Origin of the sequence: Nocardia sp. NBC_00416 (genome assembly GCF_036032445.1) — a bacterium.
In the GTDB taxonomy this organism is placed as follows: Bacteria; Actinomycetota; Actinomycetes; order Mycobacteriales; family Mycobacteriaceae; genus Nocardia.
On sequence record NZ_CP107932.1, the window covers coordinates 5848598 to 5865547 of the forward strand.

Genomic DNA, 16950 nt, shown 5'->3' on the forward strand with positions numbered 1-16950 from the left:
GCAGAGCCCGGATGACCGTCGGCTGTAGAAGTTACTCGTTGTCCACCACTATGGACGGCTCTCACGCCGTTGGGGTTTGTTCCGGCTGTTTCCCGGTGACTTTCCCCCACGCCTCATAGAAGAGGTAATGCTAACCTTACTTTCTAGTTTGGGCCGGTTAGCCTTGGAGGATCGTTGTCGACCACGGACGAACGTTTACGCGCCGAGTATGTGACCGACCCGGCGGCGGCGATGTCCCGCTTGGCCGCCGAAGACCATTTCGGTGAGTACGTGGTGTACGAGCGCGGCGGCGAATGGGTCTTCGCCGCGGATCCGATCGGCACGGTCGAGCTCGATACCGACGAGTTGCGGATAACCTGGGCCGCCGAGACAACCGCCGGTCCCTGGGCCGGAACACCGGCCCAGGTGATGAACTCGGCGCTGGCCGAACTGCCGATGACCGGATACAACGCCTACGGCTGGATCGGATTCGAATTCTGCGCTTGGTCGTTGGGCGCCACCGGCCATCTGAATCCCGGCACCGTGCTGGCCCACCTGATGGTGCCCCGCGTCGAGGTGCGGATCGACCCTTCCGGTGCGGTATGGATCACCGGGGCGGGGCCGGCGGAGACCGCGACCCTCACCCGAACCATCGCGCGCTCCCAGGACTGCGGGCTCCCGCAGCCGTATCCGGTCGATGTGCGGATCGATACCTCCGGCTATCACGATCGGGTCGCCCGGGCGATCGATGAGATCAAGTCCGGGCAGTATCAGAAGGTCATTCTCTCGCGGAAGGTCGACCTGCCGTTCGCGGTGGACATTCCCGCCACCTACCGTCTCGGCCGGGCGCACAACACCCCCGCGCGGTCGTTCCTGCTCAAACTCGGCGGGTTGGAGGCGGCCGGGTTCAGCCCGGAGCTGGTGCTCTCGGTGGACGAGGACCGGATGGTCAATACCGAGCCCCTCGCCGGGACTCGCGCCTTCGGGCTGGGCGCCGAACTGGACAGTGCGGCCCGGGCGGATCTGGTCACCGATCCCAAGGAGATCGTCGAACACGCCTTGTCCGTGCAGACCTGTTTCACCGAGGTCGGCACGGTGGCAGAACCCGGCAGCACCGCGGTATCGGATTTCATGGCCGTGCGCGAACGGGGCAGCGTGCAGCACCTGGCCTCGACCGTGCGCGGCCGTCTCGCGGCCGGTCGCACGGCCTGGGACGCGCTGGACTCCATCTTCCCGTCGGTGACGGCATCGGGTATCCCGAAGCGGGCCGGTGTGGATTCGGTCTTCCGGCATGATCTTTCGCGGGGCCTGTACTCCGGCGCGGTGCTGACGGTCTCGCCCACCGGGGCTCTGGAGGCGGCCCTGGTATTGCGCGCGGTGTACCAGGACAGCGGGGGCGCCTGGCTGCGCGCGGGCGCGGGTGTGGTGGCACAGTCGCGGCCCGAACGCGAATTCGAGGAGACCTGCGAAAAGCTGGGCAGTGTGGCGCCTTACGTGGTGAAGGCGTAGGCGTACGGCGCCGGTCCGGGGACGACTCCCGGACCGGCGCCGCGGCGGACTACCCCTGGGCGCGCAGGGCCTTCTTGTCGATCTTGCCTACCGCGGTGATCGGCAACGAATCCGCCCGGCGCAGTGCATCGGGCAGTTTGTAGGTGGCCAGACCGCGACCCGTGAGGAACTCCTTGATCTCGGCCAGGGTGGGCATCTCGTCGGTGACGACCAGGACCGCGCACACCTTTTCGCCGAGGCTTGGATCGGGCAGGCCCAGCGCGGCCGCGTGCCGGACCGCCGGATGGGCGAGCAGATGCTCCTCCAGTTCGTCACAGGAGATGTTCTCGCCGCCCCGGTTGATCACGTCTTTGATCCGGCCCGATACCACCAGATGGCCACTGGGCAGCTGTCGTACGAGGTCGCCGCTGCGGTAGTAGCCGTCGGGCGTGAACGCGCGCGCGTTGTGCTCGGGGGCGCGGTAGTACCCGCGCAAGGTGTACGGGCCGCGGGTGAGCAGTTCGCCTTCCGCGCCCGGTGCGACATCGGCACCCTCCTCGTCGACCACTCTGATCTCATCCGCCGGGCACAGCGGGCGGCCCTGGGTGGTGCAGATGAGGTCCGGGTCGTCGTCGAGCCGGGTGAAGTTCAGCAACCCTTCCGCCATGCCGAAGACCTGTTGCAGTCCTACGTTCAGCGCGGGCTCGACCTCCCGTGCGTTCACTTCGGCCAGCTTCGCGCCGCCGACCTGCAGCAGTCGCAACGAGGAGATATCGGCGTCCTCCCATTCGACGGCGGCCGACCACAGCTGTGCCAGTGGCGGAACCACCGCGGTGACGGTGACCCCATATCTTTCGATCACCGCGAAGGCGCTCTCCGGGCTGGGATCGGCGACGAAGGCCAGCGCGCCGCCGGTTGCCACCGTGCCGAGGATGCCGGGGCAGGCCAGCGGGAAATTATGTGCCGCGGGCAGGGCGGCCAGGTAGACGTCCTCGTCGCCGAGTTCGCATACGGCGGCGCTGGCGGTCGCGTTGTAGACGTAGTCGTCGTGGGTGCGCGCGATGAGTTTCGGAAGGCCGGTGGTGCCGCCGGAGACCAGCATGACGGCGATATCGCTCGGATCGACGGTGGGCAGCGATCCGGTGTCGCGGGCGATGGACATGAGGTCGGTGAACTCACCGGGCTCGCCCGAAACCAGTACGTGGCGCAGTGTTGCGACGGTTTCGAGAAGTGCGGCCGCCAGTTCCCGGTAGTCGAAATCGCCGTGCCGGTCGGCGACCAGGTACGCCACGGCGCCGGAGAGGCGGGCCAGATGCTCGATCTCGGCCCGGCGGTGGGCGGGCAGGGTGAGCACCGGGATGATGCCGGCGCGCAACAAACCGAACAGCACGATCGCGAAATCGGGCGTATTGAGCAGTTGGACGACGACTCGATCGCCGGGAGTGATCCCGAGGGCGAGCAAGCCGTAGGCCATCCGGTCGGCCGCCGCGTCCAATTCGGCGTAGGTCAGCGTCCGGTCGCCCAGCAGGGCCGGGCTCTCCGGGCGGCGGCGCGCGGTGTCCCGGAGCAGATCGCCCACGGTGGCGCCGGTCCAGAAGCCGGCGGCACGGTAGGAGTCGGCCAGCGCGTCGGGGAAGGGAACGAAACCGTCACGGTGGGTGCCGGCGGCGGTGGTGGTCACGATATGCCTCATAGGGAAAGGGAGTGGAAAGCGTGTGCGGCGCGTTTCCGGTCCGTTAATAGGTTAGGCAAACCTATCTCGTTTGGAAAGGGTGGGTGTTAACCGTGCAGGTACGGGCCGTGGACGCCGAGTCCGTCCCGGGTTGTGCGACGGCCCCGAGTTGTGTCCCGTGCGGGCCGCCGCCGCGCATTAGACTCGCCACATGAGTGGTTGGGGCGTCGGGGACATCCCCGATCAGCAGGGCCGGACCGTCATCGTCACCGGTGCGAACAGCGGACTCGGCGCGGTCGCCGCGCGGGCGCTGGCCGGCGCCGGGGCGCAGGTGATCCTGGCCTGCCGCAATATCGGCAAAGGGCAGGCCGTCGCCGACGAGATCGGCGAGCGAGCGCTGGTGCGCCATCTGGACCTGGCCGATCTCGCCTCGGTCCGGGAGTTCGCGGCCGGGGTGGAGAGCGCGCATGTGCTGATCAACAATGCCGGCGTGATGGCGGTTCCGCTGCGACGTACCGCCGACGGCTTCGAAATGCAGATCGGCACCAACCACCTGGGCCATTTCGCGCTCACCGGGTTGCTGCTGGGAAAGATCAGCGATCGGATCGTCACGATGTCCAGCGGCGCCCACAATGCCGGCGCGATCGATATCGAGGATCTCAACTGGGAGCGCAGACCCTACAAGCGCTGGTCGGCATACGGGCAGTCGAAGCTGGCGAATCTGCTGTTCTCCTTCGAACTGCAGCGTCGGCTCACGGCGGCCGGATCGGCGAAACTCGCGCTGGCGGCGCACCCGGGCTACGCGTCCACCGACCTGCAGTCACATACCGAGACCGCACTGGACTCGGTGATGGCCCTCGGCAACAAGCTGTTCGCGCAGAGCGCCGAAATGGGCGCACTGCCGGAACTTTTCGCCGCCACCGCCCCGGTCGAACCGGGGGCGTACTACGGCCCCTCCGGTCTGGGCGGTATGCGCGGTCACCCGGGCCGGTCGGGCTGCTCGAAACGGGCGAAGGATCAGCTCACCGCCCGCTCACTCTGGGACCTTTCGGAGCGGCTCACCGGTGTGAAATTCGATTTCACCGCCTGACCTGCGGTATCCACCGGCCCCGGTGGGGCATGGCGGCGCGAGTTGGCGGAATGTCTTTCTGTGCGATGTCACACCCGGGTCTGGTGCGTCGTCTTCCTTGTGAGACCGCAGAACGAAAGGAATCCGGACATGGAACACCGCCTGAACCTCTTTGCGAACAAGGTGACCGCGAGCTACAGCAAGCGGCTGATCACCGCCGGAAAGGTCGTCGACGACTCGGGCCTGCCGGCGGCCACCCACGAACTGGTGAAGATCCGGGTGAGTCAGATCAACGGCTGCTCCTTCTGCGTGGATATGCATACGAAGGATGCAGCTCACGCCGGCGAATCCTCGGTACGGATCAATCTGGTCGCGGCCTGGCGTGAGGCGACGGTGTTCACCGAACCCGAACGCGCAGCGCTGGAACTCGCCGAAGCCGCCACCCGGCTGGCCGACGGCGGTGGGATCGACGAGGAGATCTGGCAGCGGGTGCGCAAACACTACGATGACGAGCAGATCGGCGGATTGATCGCCGGGATCGCCACGATCAACGCCTGGAATCGCATGAACGCCATCGCGCACACCCCGGCCGGAAGCTACGAGCCCGGGCAGTTCTGATCGGCGCCGGGGCGGATTGTGTTAAGTATCACTTTCTTTCGGGCTATTCCGCCCCGGATCCACATCCGTGGTTAACCGCTGGTACCGTGACCAATCGTGCAGCGCGTGTATTTCTGGTTTAGCAAGCCGGCCCGGGGCGGGTCGGTCTGCGGCTACCACGCGCGCTGACCATTTCACCCCGAGCCGGATGACAACCGGCTCGACGGGGCAGTTTCCGCGGGTCGGCCCGAACGAGAAGGACACCACCCGCGATGACCACCGCAGTCGATATCGATGCCCATCATTCTGATCTGGACGATCAACGCACCCTCAGCGTGAGTCCGCTGCGTTCCCCGGCCGAGGTACGCCGGGTACACGCCATCACCGACGATCTGGCCGCCATCGTCCGTACCGGACGCAAATCCACCGTGGACGTGCTGAACGGCGTAGACGACCGCCTCATGGTGGTCGTCGGCCCGTGCTCGGTGCACGATCCCGCCGCCGCGCTGGACTACGCGCGTCGCCTGAGCGCCGCCCAGGCCGAACTCTCCGACCGGTTGCACCTGGTCATGCGGGTGTATTTCGAGAAGCCGCGCACCACCCTGGGGTGGAAGGGCCTGATCAACGACCCGCACCTCAACGGCAGTTTCGACGTCAACACCGGTCTGGGGATCGGTCGCCAGCTGCTGCTCGACATCACGGCGCTGGGACTGCCGGTGGCCTGCGAATTCCTCGATCCCATCACCCCGCAGTACATCTCGGACCTGGTCTCCTACGGCGCGATCGGGGCCCGCACCGCCGCGAGTCAGGTGCACCGGCAGCTGAGCAGCGCCCTGTCCATGCCGGTCGGGATCAAGAACGGCACCGACGGCGATGTCCAGGTCGCGGTGGACGGGGTCCGGGCGGCCGCGGCCAGCCACGTCTTCCCGGGCACCGATCTCGACGGTCGGTCCGCCCTCATCCGGACCGCAGGCAACGAGGACTGCCATGTGATCCTGCGCGGCGGGTCCAACGGCACGAACTACGACGCGGCATCGGTGGCCGACGCGTGTGCGCGCCTGGAGAAGTCCGCACTGCCGCAGCGGATCGTGGTCGACGCAAGTCACGGCAACAGCAATAAGGACCACCGGCGCCAGCCCGTCGTCGTCGCCGATATCGCCGACCGGCTGGCCGCCGGAGAATCCGGTGTGGTCGGAGTGATGTTGGAGAGCTTCCTGGTCGAGGGCCGGCAGGACCTCACGCTGGGTCGAGCCGATGATCTCACCTACGGCCAGTCGATCACGGACGCCTGCATGGATTGGGACACCACCGCCGCCCAGCTGAACCGGCTCGCCGACGCCGTCCAGCAGCGCCGGGGCTGAGCGCCCGGTCGTCGCGCCGTCCGGCACCGGCGCCGCGGCGGGCGACCCCGATCAGTCGGCCCGACCGTGCGCCGACCCGGTGCTCAGCGGGCCGGACCGGCCGCCGCGCGTCAGACTTCCGCAGGCCAGCCGTCCGCCGGACCGGGCGGGTCGGTGTTCAGGCGGGCGGCCACCCAGTGGTCCCGCCGGATTCCCCGATGCTCGCTGCCGAGCCGGGCCAGCCCTTCGTAGCGGAAGCCGTGTGTGCGAGCGACGGCGGCGGAGGCGTGGTTTCCGGCGAACGCGCGCCAATAGATGCGGACAAGTCCCATTTCGTCCGGATCGAAGCCGAAGTCGCAGGCCAAGGTGACCGCCCGCGAGACGAGTCCCTGCTTGCGGTGTTCGGCCGCGAGCCAGAAGCCGATCTCGGCGGCGGTGTCGTCGCGGGGTCGCATGCCCAGGCTCACCGTGCCGATCAGCCGACCGTCCTCGGCGAGCCGGATACCCCAGATGGGGCTGGTGGCGGCCCAGCCCTCGGCGACGGTGTTGCCGACGAAATCCTCGGCGTCGGCCCGGCTGTAGGGGGTCGGGACGGTCACCCATTCAGCGATCGCCGGATCCTGGCAGCAGTCGGTGATCGCCTCGATATCGGACTCCACCGGCCGGCTCAGCCAGATGACGCCATCTGTCAAAGTGCGCTCTTCCACCCGATTCATGGTGGCAGCCGGACAGCTTTCCGGCATCTGTATTTCCCGGTCCGCGCTGCGGGGCGCCGCCGTTGGGTAGGTTCGCGCGCCGTAGAATCCGGACGGTGGTAGCCGCGCTTCTCGCCGACCAATTCGAGTCCCACCGCGGGCATCTGCTGGCGGTGGCCTACCGGCTGACCGGCAGCGTGGCCGATGCTGAGGACGCGGTGCAGGAGAGTTGGCTGCGACTGGCCGGAACCTCGCAATCGGAGATCGAAGATCTGCGGGCCTGGCTGACGACGGTGGTCTCCCGACTGTGCCTGGACCGATTACGCAGCGCGGCGGTACGCCGGGAGAGCTACGTGGGCCAGTGGCTTCCGGAACCGGTGGTGGCGCCGTTGGCGAGCGCCCCGGGACCCGACCCGCTCGCATCGGTGGTGCTGCGCCAGGAGTTCCGGATGGCCGCGCTGGTGGTGCTGGATCAGCTCACCCCGCCGCAGCGGGTCGCGTTCGTACTGCACGAGGGACTGGACGTGCCCTACGGCGAGATCGCCGGAATCCTCGATATCACCCCGGAGGCGGCCCGGCAGCTGGCCGCCCGGGCCCGTCGAGCGGTACGCGATCAGACCCCGCAACCGGCCGCCGACGGCGTCCACGACGCCGCGGTGCAGAAGTTACTGGTGGCATTGGGCACCGGTGACGCGCAGGCCGTCGCCGCGGTTCTGCACCCGGACGCGGTGATGATCGGCGATTCCGGCGGCACGACCCAGACCGCGCGCAAGATGATCTCCGGGCCGGACAAGGTGGCCCGCCTGTTCCTCGGTCTCCTGCACCGCTACGGACTGGATCGGCCCGGGGTGGATTTCGTGTCCGAGGATGTGGAGTTCGTCCGGGTCAACGGGCAGCTCGGTCTGCTGATCCACGGCCGGGCGGGCGACGAGGTCTATCCCGGATTCGCTTCCCGGGTCATCGGGTTCGCCGTCGAGGACGGCATGATCCGGGGCGCCTACGACCATGCGAATCCGGCGAAACTACGCGGTGTCCGATTGCGCTGACCGGGCTGCGGGTCGAGCCCGCGTCCACCCGGTCAGGGTGTGACGCCCCCGGCTCGGGGCGAAACTCCTAGACGGACGCGGGCCGGGTGCGGTCGGTGAGCAGCAGGGCGGCCATCGTTCCCAGGACGGTTCCCATCAGCAGCCGCTGCACGCGCAACCACACCGGCCGCCCGCCCAGGAAGGTGGCGACGGTACCGGCCGTGCCCACGATGAGGGCGTTCACCAGCAGCGCGACCGCGATCTGCACCGCGCCCAGGATCAGGCTCTGCGACCACACCGGGCCGGCGCCGGGCGAGACGAACTGCGGGATCAGCGCCAGGTACATGACGGCGATCTTCGGGTTCAGCAGATTGGTCACCAGGCCCATGGCGAACAGCCGCCGGGCCGGATCGCGGGGGAGCGTCTGCGGTGCGAACGCCGAGACACCGCCCGGCCTGACGGCCTGCCAGGCCAACCACAGCAGATAGCAGGCGCCGGCGATCTTGAGTCCCGCGTACAGCTCTGGGACCAGTGTGAATACCGCGGTGATCCCGGTGGCGGCGGCCGTGAGGTACACGCCGAACCCCGCAGCGACCCCGGCCAGTGAGATCATCCCGGCCCGCCTGCCCTGCGAGATGGTCCGGGAGACCAGGTACATCATGTTCGGGCCGGGCGTGAGCACCAGTCCGAGAGCCGCAACCGCCACTCCGGCCAGCGCCGAGATCTCGATCATGGTTCCCATACTGGATACATCGGACGATCGTGTCTCGGGCCAGTTGGCAGCCGCTGGCCCTGCTGGTCCCGCTCAGGGGAGGGCCGGTCTGCCCGGGACCGGGCAGCGGTCCCGGCGCCGACCGTGAGCCGCCGCGCGTCGGCGCTCGTCCGGTTCCGGCCGCCCCCGCGCCCCGATATGGGCTTTTCCCGTCGCCGCCCGGGGCGCTGTCGGTGCTATCGGGGACAATGGGCGGCAGCCGAGGTGAGGGAGGTGTCCCGTGGCGGACGGGCCGCTGATCGTGCAGAGCGATAAAACAGTCCTGTTGGAGGTCGATCACGAACTCGCGAATGTGGCGCGCCAGGCGATCGCCCCGTTCGCCGAGCTGGAGCGGGCTCCCGAACACGTGCACACCTATCGGGTCACACCGTTGGCCCTGTGGAACGCACGCGCGGCCGGCCACGACGCGGAGCAGGTGGTGGACGCGCTGGTCGGCCATTCGCGCTTCCCGGTACCCCAGCCGCTGCTCGTCGATATCGTCGAGACGATGGCCCGCTACGGGCGATTGCAGCTGGTCAAGCATCCGGCGCACGGGCTCACCCTGGTGAGTCTGGACCGCGCGGTGCTCGCCGAGGTGCTGCGGCACAAGAAGATCGCGCCGATGCTGGGCGAGCGGATCGACGACGACACGGTGATCGTGCACCCGTCCGAGCGCGGGCACATCAAACAGCAACTGCTCAAGATCGGCTGGCCGGCCGAGGACCTGGCCGGCTACGTCGACGGTGAAGCCCATGCCATCGATCTGGACTTCCAGGGCGCCGCCTGGCAGTTGCGCGACTATCAGGAGATGGCCGCCGATTCGTTCTGGGCCGGTGGGTCGGGTGTGGTGGTACTGCCCTGCGGGGCCGGTAAGACGATGGTCGGCGCGGCCGCGATGGCACGCGCGAAGGCAACCACTCTGATCCTGGTGACAAATACGGTCGCCGGCCGGCAGTGGCGGCGTGAGCTGCTCGCGCGGACCTCGCTCACCGAGGAGGAGATCGGTGAGTACTCCGGGGAGCGCAAGGAGATCCGGCCGGTCACCATCGCCACCTACCAGGTCATCACCCGGAAATCGAAGGGCGAGTACAAACATCTGGAGCTCTTCGACAGCCGCGACTGGGGCCTGGTGATCTACGACGAAGTGCATCTGCTGCCCGCCCCCGTGTTCCGGATGACGGCCGATCTGCAGTCCCGGCGCCGGCTCGGCCTCACCGCGACCCTGGTGCGTGAGGACGGTCGCGAGGGTGATGTGTTCTCGCTGATCGGGCCCAAACGTTATGACGCGCCGTGGAAGGATATCGAGGCCCAGGGCTGGATCGCGCCGGCCGAATGCATCGAGGTCCGGGTCACGCTGACCGACGCCGAGCGGATGTCCTACGCGACCGCCGAACCCGAGGAACGCTACAAACTCTGCTCCACCGCGCACACCAAGATCGCGGTGGTGAAATCCATCCTCGCCCGGCACACCGGGGCGCCCACCCTGGTGATCGGCGCCTATCTGGACCAGCTGGAAGAACTGGGCGCCGCATTGGATGCCCCCGTGATCCAGGGCTCCACCAAGAACAAGGAGCGCGAGGCGCTCTTCGACGCATTCCGGCGCGGCGAGATTCCGGTACTCGTGGTCAGCAAGGTCGCGAACTTCTCGATCGATCTGCCGGAGGCATCGGTGGCGGTGCAGGTTTCCGGGACGTTCGGTTCACGGCAGGAGGAGGCTCAGCGGTTGGGCCGGTTGCTGCGGCCCAAACAGGACGGCGGTCAGGCCCATTTCTATTCGGTGGTGGCGCGCGACACGCTGGACGCCGATTATGCGGCGCATCGGCAACGTTTCCTCGCCGAGCAGGGTTATGCCTATCGGATAACCGACGCCGACGATCTGCTGGGCCCCGCGATCGGGCCCAGCGACCAATAAAGGCGTTCCGAACCCGACGACCTGTGTTAGGAAGGGCGACGTGCGACGCTTCGAATTCGCGGTGGACCGCCGACATGCCCACGCTGTCAACGAAGTAGTCGCGGGGCGGCGCCGGGTGCGGCTCGCCGCGGTCCCCGCCGCCCTGCTCGCCGCGGCCGCCACCGCCTATCTGGTGTGGCTGGGACATCCCTGGTCCTATCCGCTGGCCCTGGCCTGCGCGCTGGGCGCGGTCACCGCCCTCTGGGTGGCGCTATGGGCGCCGCGTCGCACCGGAATCGTTCGGCTCTACGCCGAAGGCGAACTGGTTCCGGCGGTGGTCTCGCTGATCCAGCCTCGGGGTGCGGTACTGCTCGCACTGGTCAATGTGGCGCGTCGTGACAACGGAGAATCGCGGTACGCGCTGGTCACCAAGACGGTGCGGCAGCTTCCGGGCCATCGGGTGGCCGAAGGCGAGCGGGTGCCGGCGATCGCGGTCCGCGCAGACCGGACCACTCGGTCGATCGGGGAACGCTGGTTACCGGTCGACGCGATGCCGATCGCCTGGGGGACATCGGATACCGCGGTGATCGACCGGGCCCGTGCGTCCATCGCCGAGATCGAATGGCGTTTGCTCGCTGATAATCTCGCTCGCGCCGAAGAAGTGCAGCGCAGTGCGGCCAAGCGGTTGCTGCTCGATCCGGGCCGGCTGCCGGAGGGTCTCGGCGCCTGAATCCGCCCGCCGCGCAAACCCGCGGACCGGGACCTGGTCGCGCGCCGTGTGTTCGGGGGTACCGCCATCCGGGGTGGATTGCGACTAACGTCGTCGAGCGGGTCACCGCAGCGAGCGCACGCCGATCACGGAAGGTGGAACCGCATGAGACTCACCCGCTGGCTGATCGCCGGGGTGGTTGTGCTGTCGAGTCCGACTTTGACGCCTGCCGCGGCGCAGGCGCCGTCCGGGCCGTTGGCGGGCGCGCAGGGTTTGGGCGATCCGTACTTTCCGCTGGACGGCAACGGCGGCTACGACGTCGAGCACTACGACGTGACGCTCGGTTACGATCCGGCCGGCCACCAGCTCACCGGGTCGACCCGGATCGATGCGAATGCCACCCAGCCGCTCACTTCGTTCGATCTCGACTACACCGGTCCTCAGGTGCGGGCGGTACGGGTGAACGATCTGCCCGCCGACTTCGAATGGCGGAAACCGCACGAACTGGTCGTTCATCCGCCGCTGCCGCTGCTGCCGGGACTGCCGTTCACTGTGACGGTCGACTACGCGGGCACGGCCGCCGATACCCGCGGCGAGGGCTGGACCTACTCGCCGACCGGCGGCGCATTCGCAGCGGGAGAACCACATTCGGCCTCCACCTGGTATCCGCTCAACGACTCCCCGCGGGACAAGGCCACCTTCACCCTGCACGCGACCGTGCCCGCCGAATGGGAAGTGATGTCGGGCGGGGTGCGGACGCGCGACGAGGTACGCGGCGGTTTTCGGACGGTCAGCTGGGAACAGCGCCAACCGGTGATCGGATACCTCACCACCGTCGCCATCGACCGGTTCGACTATCTCGAGCAGCGCCGCGCGAACGGCACCCCCTTGCTGAGCGCGTTCGCCCCCGGGGTCGGGAACCTGCGCGAACACGAAGAACGCCTGCCGGAGATCCTCGATTTCGCCGAAAGCCTCTACGGCCCGTATCCGTTCGACGCCGCCGGCGGTATCTATCTGGCCGCCGAGATCCCGTTCTCCCTGGAAACTCAGACCCGGCCCACCTACGCGGCGTGGGCCGACCTGAACACTGTGGTGCACGAGGTGGCTCACCAGTGGTGGGGTGATTCGGTCTCGGTACACAGCTGGTCCGATATCTGTCTCAACGAATGCATCGCCAGCTATACCGCCGACTTCTTGTGGCCGGAGCGCAAAGAGGGCGTCGATATCGATGCCCGGTACCGCGACAGGATCCGGAAGGCGCTGGCGAAGCCGAGTTTCTGGGAAGTGCCGCTGGAGGATCCCGGGGCGGACAAGCTGTTCACCTCGGTGTACTACAAGGGACCGCTGTTCATGCACGCGCTGCGTAAACAGCTGGGGGACACCGTATTCTTCGGGGCGTTGCGGGAGTTCATGACAGCGCACGCCTATGGTCACGCGTCGATGCCGGAGTTCCGGGCGTTCATCCAGTCGAAATCATCGACCGACCTCACCGGATTCCTCGATGCCTGGTTGCGCGGTACCACGCCGCCGCCGGAGCAGTACCTCTATCCGGGGTCTTTGCGCGGCTGAATGAAACGAACCGGCCCGCGCCGCTATTCGAGCAACGCGACCGACGAGATCCGGTGCAGGGTGAACTGGCGGACCGTTCCGGTGACCGGGTCCATGGCGTCGAGTTGGCCGTTGCCGACCCGCACCGGCTCGACGACACGCTGGATCGCCGTCCCTTTGGCATCGACGTAGCCGATGTGCACCTGCCGTCGCACCCGCGCCGCCAATTGCAGCAGGGCAAGGGCGGCGGCCGTGCTGGTGCGGCTGCCGTCGCTGCGGACCGCCTGCCCGGACGCGGCGGTGGCGGCCCGGTCACCGGCCCGGAGTTCGGTGACCAGCAACTCCAGCTGCTCGGCGGTCGGCGGGGAGGGGCGGTACGGCTGCCGGGCCAGCGGCCGCACATTGATCCGCGCCCCCCGCTGACGGAGATCCACGATCGCGCCGGACGCGTCCTCACCGGCGGGCGCGAAACCCGCGCCGCGCAACTGCTCGAACAGTTCGCCCAGCGGCGCCTGCGATATCGCCACGGTCGGCGCGATCGCGCGCAGCGCGAGGGCTTCGGCGACCGGTGCGGCCAGCACCTGCGCGAGCAGCACGGGATCCTCGCTGCGCACGAACGACTGCGCCATCCCGGCCCGCAGACGACCGTGCCGTCGCGCCACATCGTCGATGAGATAGCTGAGAGTCTGCGGAACCGGGGTGCGGGAGTGACGGTCGAAGAGGCTGTGCAGTTCCGCGGCGGTGAATCCGGCGTCGAGCGCGCGGCGCAGCGAGGATTCACCGAGCCGGTAGACCGTCGCCGCTCCCGCCGATTCCACATCGGCGACCAGTTCGATCCGGCGCTGCAGATCGGCGGTGAGCGGGCCGGGGGCCACCACCGTCAGATCGGCCTGGACCAGGACATGATCGACGGGGTCGGGTAGGGCGGCCTCGAGTTCCGCCTCGGCGGCGGCAGCCGTACCGCGCAGTAGCATCCGCGCGGCCGCGGTGAGCGCGCCGCGGCCGACCAGCCCCAGCGCGGCGGCCTCGTGCAGCGTGTTGTCCACCACTCGGCCCCGGAAATGCCGGCGCCGCCGGGGCGTACGCCAGGCCAACAGGCGGGCGAGGCCGGCGGGATCGAGTTCGGTGCCGGGCGGTTGCTCGGCGAGTACCTCGAGTACGGTCCGGCGGTCCCGCACGGCGTAGGGGATCCGGAGTTCGTGTGCGAGCGCCGCCAGCGGCTTGTCGGCGGCGTCGCGCAGCCCGATCATCCAGGGGTTGCGGTCCAATTCCAGCCAGGCGTGCGCCAGTGGGATCCAGCGTCGCGCCGGCGGCGCCTCCAGCCACGAATCAGCGGCGGGAGTGGGCGCCCAGAAATCGTCGGCGTCGGCTTCGGGAGGTGGATCAGGGAAGCCCTTCTCGATGAGTTTCGCCGCGGCGAGCAGCTCCACCAGGAGTCCGGCTCGTGTCTCGTCGACACCGGCGGCCTTGGCTATCCGCCGCATTTCCCGCACTCCGAGACCGCCGGCACGCAGGGCCGGTGCGGGTAACTGGCCCAGCACCTCGAGGATCGCGGCGCAATGCCGGAGCAGTTCCCCCACCTCACCGGCGCCGACCCCGTTCACCTCGGCTAGCTGGTGTGCGGTGGCCACCGGTTCGGGTGGCGTGAGTTGATATGGATCGGTGACCGGTTCCGAACGCAGCAGTTGGCCGACGGCCGGCGGCAGTTCCACCGTCTCGTCGTCGATCCGGCGCAGCAGCCGTCGCACCAGCAGCTGGGGCACCGGCCGGTCGGCCGGCGCGTCGGGCGCGGCGTCGCGGGTGCGCCCCCGCGGCCCGGTCTCGGCGAGCTTGTCGAGCAGCGCGCGTTCGGCGGCGGAGAGGTCGGCGAGGGCGGTGGCGATCTCGGGTTCGGTGAGCGCATCGGCAGATTCCGCTCCGCTGCCCAGCGACCACGGCAGGGCCTCGGCAGTGGCGGGCACCAGCCGGATCCGGTCGCCCTCGAACCAGAGCAGCGCCCGGTCGGCCAGTTCGGTGACGGTAGCGTCCACCGTCGCGGCCTTGGCGCGGCCGCGCAGCGCCCGCTTCAACTCCGTGCGCGTCAGGGGTTCGCCACCGGCCGCGGTATGGACGGCGAGCGCCTCGACGACTCCGAAAGCCACCGTGTTCAGGTCGTCGGCCGCCCGCAGCACCGAGGCGCGTTGTTCGGCGCGGCCGGCGAGCACCGCCATCGAAGAAGGTAGTGGCACCGCGAGATCGGGCCGGCGTTCGAGCAGAGCGACCAACTGCGCGTCGGATCGGGCGCCGAGCCAGGCGGTGTACGAGTCTTGGCCGGTCATCCGGTCCAGACTAGCTGTGGACCGGGAATGCGGCGGGGTGCGGGCGGGTGGCCGTCGGATCGCACGGCCGGGAGCGCTCGTCCGGTATCCGTGGTGGTCGTTCGACGTGGTAGTCGTACCGGCCGCCGGCAGGGACGTGCCAGAATGAGGGCGTGGTGAACAAATCGAAGAAACCCTACGTCGACAACGGCTGGCCCGAGGTGGCCGACGGCGATCATGCTGTCACCGAGTTGTCGTCGGCTCGCTCCGGTAATCTCTCGCCCTTCGGTGAGGACACCGAGTTCCCGGTGGCTGCCGAGCAGCTGCCGTATCTGCACCCGCGCACAGTGATCAACCGCTGAGCGGACGAAACGAAAGAACCCCGCGTCACCGGTAGGTGAGGCGGGGTTCTTTCGTAGTCGGTGTTGCCGCTCAGGAAGGCAGCAGGCCCTTGTTGGCTTCGTAGGCGCCGAGGAGCCCGGAATCCAGCTGGGGGTTGCCGGCCTTGACGGCCTCGAAAAGATCGAGTGCGGGCTGCGGGACCTGGATGCCCTGCGCCTGCACGGCGGCGAGCGCACGATCCACCGCGGTGTAGACCTCTTGGGTCTGAGTCTGGGACTGGGCCGGAGCCTGGGACTGAGGCGCACTCGGCGCGGCGTGCGCGCTGGGGGTCTCGGTCTCGGTCTGCACAGCCGGGGTGTCGGCGGGGGTTTCACGCGGGGTCGAGCCGCTGCTCAGGCCCAGCGAGGACGAGCAGGAGGGCCAGGCGCCCCAGCCCTGCGAGGCGAGTACCTTCTCGGCGACCGTGATCTGCTGTTCGCGGCTGGCCTGGTTCGCGGTCGGCGCGTAGTTCCCGCCGCCGTTGGCCTGCCAGGTGCTCTCCGAGAACTGCAGTCCACCGTGATAGCCGTTGCCGGTGTTGATGCCCCAGTTACCGCCGGCTTCGCACTGAGCGAGTCGATCCCAGTCGGCGTCGGGTGCCGCGCTGGCTGTACCGGCAAGGGCAACGCCCGCACCGCTGATCATGGCGCCGGTGACGGCGACCTTGGCCACAGTGCGACCGGTATTGGTGGGCTTGCGATGGCGTCCACTCATTCGCGTTCGTCTTCCTCTCGTACGCACCTGCGAGGTATTCGCTCGGGTCCAGGCTGAGAGGGTGCCCGTCCCGCCCTCGCCCCTGTGGTTTCCGTCGGGGTCCGGTACCCGCGGGGCGAGGTTCGGTGCGGCGGGCCGGTGGGCCGGATTGCCCGGCTGCGGTAGACGGTACGACGTTCGCGCCGAAAAATCACTATTTGGTAACCGGCGTGTGCGAATGGGTTGCGGTGCGGTCACGGTCGGCCCGTAGGGACTCTGCGCAGCTAGTGGGTCCGTATCGCAGAACGGTGACAGGACACGCTGCCTCGTTATCATGCCGTTATGTGATTATCATCACATAACGCTTCGGTCGCGTTCGGGCCGGGTACTAGACAGTTGTCACCTGGATCGGCGACCGGAGCGCAGCGCGAAGATCAGCGCCGCGACGAAGCCGATCGGCGCCAGCATGGCGCCCAGGTACAACCACAGCCCCGGCTCGCTGTCGGTGAGGATCGGGGTGAGGAAGATCGCCACCACGGACAGCAGCCCGAGGGTGAACAGGCCAAGGGCCAATTGCAGCAGCCAGTTGCCGGGGGTACGCCCGGACGGTGAGCCGGAGGGCTTGGGATCGGCAGGATTCGTCACCTTTCGACGGTAAAACTGATGTGCTGGTGCCGTGCCCACCGGGGTAGACTCTGAGCGATCTCGCGTCCTGCATGCTTGTGGGGCGCGTTTTTCGAGTAAGCGGCAGAACCCGCCACCAGCGGGTTTTCAGCAGACATGTGTGCGCGGGCCCGGTGGGCCGGGCGCCGAAC

Annotated in this window: 15 protein-coding genes; 9 read left to right on the plus strand and 6 right to left on the minus strand. The window is 68.5% G+C overall.

The genetic code is table 11. From position 1 onward, the window contains the following. Positions 1-174 precede the first annotated feature (174 nt). A complete protein-coding gene (locus tag OG804_RS25350; RefSeq protein WP_328390575.1) occupies positions 175-1488 on the plus strand; it encodes a salicylate synthase in 1314 nt (437 codons plus the stop codon). A gap of 49 nt (positions 1489-1537) precedes the next feature. Here OG804_RS25350 and OG804_RS25355 read toward each other — a convergent pair whose 3' ends face one another. After that, entirely contained in the window at positions 1538-3160 is a 1623-nt protein-coding gene (locus OG804_RS25355; protein ID WP_442941628.1) for a (2,3-dihydroxybenzoyl)adenylate synthase, read from the minus strand. A gap of 190 nt (positions 3161-3350) precedes the next feature. Between OG804_RS25355 and OG804_RS25360 the strand changes: the two genes are divergently transcribed. The 3 genes from OG804_RS25360 (at position 3351) to OG804_RS25370 (ending at position 6166) form a co-directional block, all read left to right on the plus strand. Continuing rightward, positions 3351-4229 carry an oxidoreductase gene (locus OG804_RS25360; RefSeq protein ID WP_328390579.1) on the plus strand — a complete coding sequence of 293 codons (879 nt, stop codon included), beginning with the start codon at positions 3351-3353 and terminating at the stop codon, positions 4227-4229. 129 nt (positions 4230-4358) lie between these two features. Further along, complete coding sequence (locus tag OG804_RS25365; RefSeq protein ID WP_328390581.1) at positions 4359-4826, plus strand: carboxymuconolactone decarboxylase family protein; 468 nt, start codon at positions 4359-4361, stop codon at positions 4824-4826. A 251-nt stretch (positions 4827-5077) separates the two neighbouring features. Further along, complete coding sequence (locus OG804_RS25370; RefSeq protein ID WP_328390583.1) at positions 5078-6166, plus strand: 3-deoxy-7-phosphoheptulonate synthase; 1089 nt, start codon at positions 5078-5080, stop codon at positions 6164-6166. A 110-nt stretch (positions 6167-6276) separates the two neighbouring features. On the opposite strand, the gene OG804_RS25375 is transcribed toward OG804_RS25370, so the two are convergent. Next, on the minus strand, positions 6277-6837 hold the full coding sequence (locus OG804_RS25375; protein ID WP_328390585.1) for a GNAT family N-acetyltransferase: 561 nt from the start codon (positions 6835-6837) through the stop codon (positions 6277-6279). Between the two features lie 119 nt (positions 6838-6956). Between OG804_RS25375 and sigJ the strand changes: the two genes are divergently transcribed. Beyond that, on the plus strand, positions 6957-7886 hold the full coding sequence (gene sigJ, locus OG804_RS25380) for an RNA polymerase sigma factor SigJ (protein ID WP_328390587.1): 930 nt from the start codon (positions 6957-6959) through the stop codon (positions 7884-7886). Positions 7887-7953: 67 nt separating this feature from the next. Here the strand turns inward: sigJ and OG804_RS25385 are convergent, their stop codons facing one another. After that, positions 7954-8598 (minus strand): LysE family translocator, encoded by a 645-nt coding sequence (locus OG804_RS25385; RefSeq protein WP_328390589.1) that lies wholly within the window; start codon positions 8596-8598, stop codon positions 7954-7956. A 259-nt stretch (positions 8599-8857) separates the two neighbouring features. On the opposite strand from OG804_RS25385, the gene OG804_RS25390 reads away from it, so the two are divergent. The 3 genes from OG804_RS25390 (at position 8858) to OG804_RS25400 (ending at position 12785) form a co-directional block, all read left to right on the plus strand. Continuing rightward, positions 8858-10528 carry a DNA repair helicase XPB gene (locus OG804_RS25390; RefSeq protein ID WP_328390591.1) on the plus strand — a complete coding sequence of 557 codons (1671 nt, stop codon included), beginning with the start codon at positions 8858-8860 and terminating at the stop codon, positions 10526-10528. Positions 10529-10568: 40 nt separating this feature from the next. Continuing rightward, on the plus strand, positions 10569-11237 hold the full coding sequence (locus tag OG804_RS25395; protein WP_328390593.1) for a DUF3239 domain-containing protein: 669 nt from the start codon (positions 10569-10571) through the stop codon (positions 11235-11237). Positions 11238-11381: 144 nt separating this feature from the next. Continuing rightward, entirely contained in the window at positions 11382-12785 is a 1404-nt protein-coding gene (locus tag OG804_RS25400) for a M1 family metallopeptidase (protein ID WP_328390595.1), read from the plus strand. Between the two features lie 23 nt (positions 12786-12808). On the opposite strand, the gene OG804_RS25405 is transcribed toward OG804_RS25400, so the two are convergent. Then, the gene (locus tag OG804_RS25405) at positions 12809-15082 is read right to left on the minus strand and encodes a helicase-associated domain-containing protein (RefSeq protein WP_328390597.1); all 2274 of its coding nucleotides are present in this window, start codon (positions 15080-15082) and stop codon (positions 12809-12811) included. 152 nt (positions 15083-15234) lie between these two features. Between OG804_RS25405 and OG804_RS25410 the strand changes: the two genes are divergently transcribed. After that, positions 15235-15423, plus strand: coding sequence for a hypothetical protein (locus OG804_RS25410; RefSeq protein WP_328390599.1), 189 nt, complete (start codon positions 15235-15237; stop codon positions 15421-15423). Positions 15424-15493: 70 nt separating this feature from the next. On the opposite strand, the gene OG804_RS25415 is transcribed toward OG804_RS25410, so the two are convergent. Together OG804_RS25415 and OG804_RS25420 are read right to left on the minus strand one after the other, a co-directional pair. Then, positions 15494-16156 (minus strand): transglycosylase family protein, encoded by a 663-nt coding sequence (locus tag OG804_RS25415; protein ID WP_328390601.1) that lies wholly within the window; start codon positions 16154-16156, stop codon positions 15494-15496. Between the two features lie 378 nt (positions 16157-16534). After that, positions 16535-16780, minus strand: coding sequence for a hypothetical protein (locus OG804_RS25420; protein WP_328390603.1), 246 nt, complete (start codon positions 16778-16780; stop codon positions 16535-16537). Positions 16781-16950 lie beyond the last annotated feature (170 nt).

Excerpts from the sequence above, each read along its gene's own strand:
- OG804_RS25355 (WP_442941628.1), bottom strand. The coding sequence starts at position 3,160 with ATGAGGCATATCGTGACCACCACCGCCGCCGGCACCCACCGTGACGGT.
- OG804_RS25385 (WP_328390589.1), bottom strand. The coding sequence starts at position 8,598 with ATGATCGAGATCTCGGCGCTGGCCGGAGTGGCGGTTGCGGCTCTCGGA.
- OG804_RS25370 (WP_328390583.1), top strand. The coding sequence starts at position 5,078 with ATGACCACCGCAGTCGATATCGATGCCCATCATTCTGATCTGGACGAT.
- OG804_RS25415 (WP_328390601.1), bottom strand. The coding sequence starts at position 16,156 with ATGAGTGGACGCCATCGCAAGCCCACCAATACCGGTCGCACTGTGGCC.
- OG804_RS25365 (WP_328390581.1), top strand. The coding sequence starts at position 4,359 with ATGGAACACCGCCTGAACCTCTTTGCGAACAAGGTGACCGCGAGCTAC.
- OG804_RS25360 (WP_328390579.1), top strand. The coding sequence starts at position 3,351 with ATGAGTGGTTGGGGCGTCGGGGACATCCCCGATCAGCAGGGCCGGACC.
- OG804_RS25405 (WP_328390597.1), bottom strand. The coding sequence starts at position 15,082 with ATGACCGGCCAAGACTCGTACACCGCCTGGCTCGGCGCCCGATCCGAC.
- OG804_RS25400 (WP_328390595.1), top strand. The coding sequence starts at position 11,382 with ATGAGACTCACCCGCTGGCTGATCGCCGGGGTGGTTGTGCTGTCGAGT.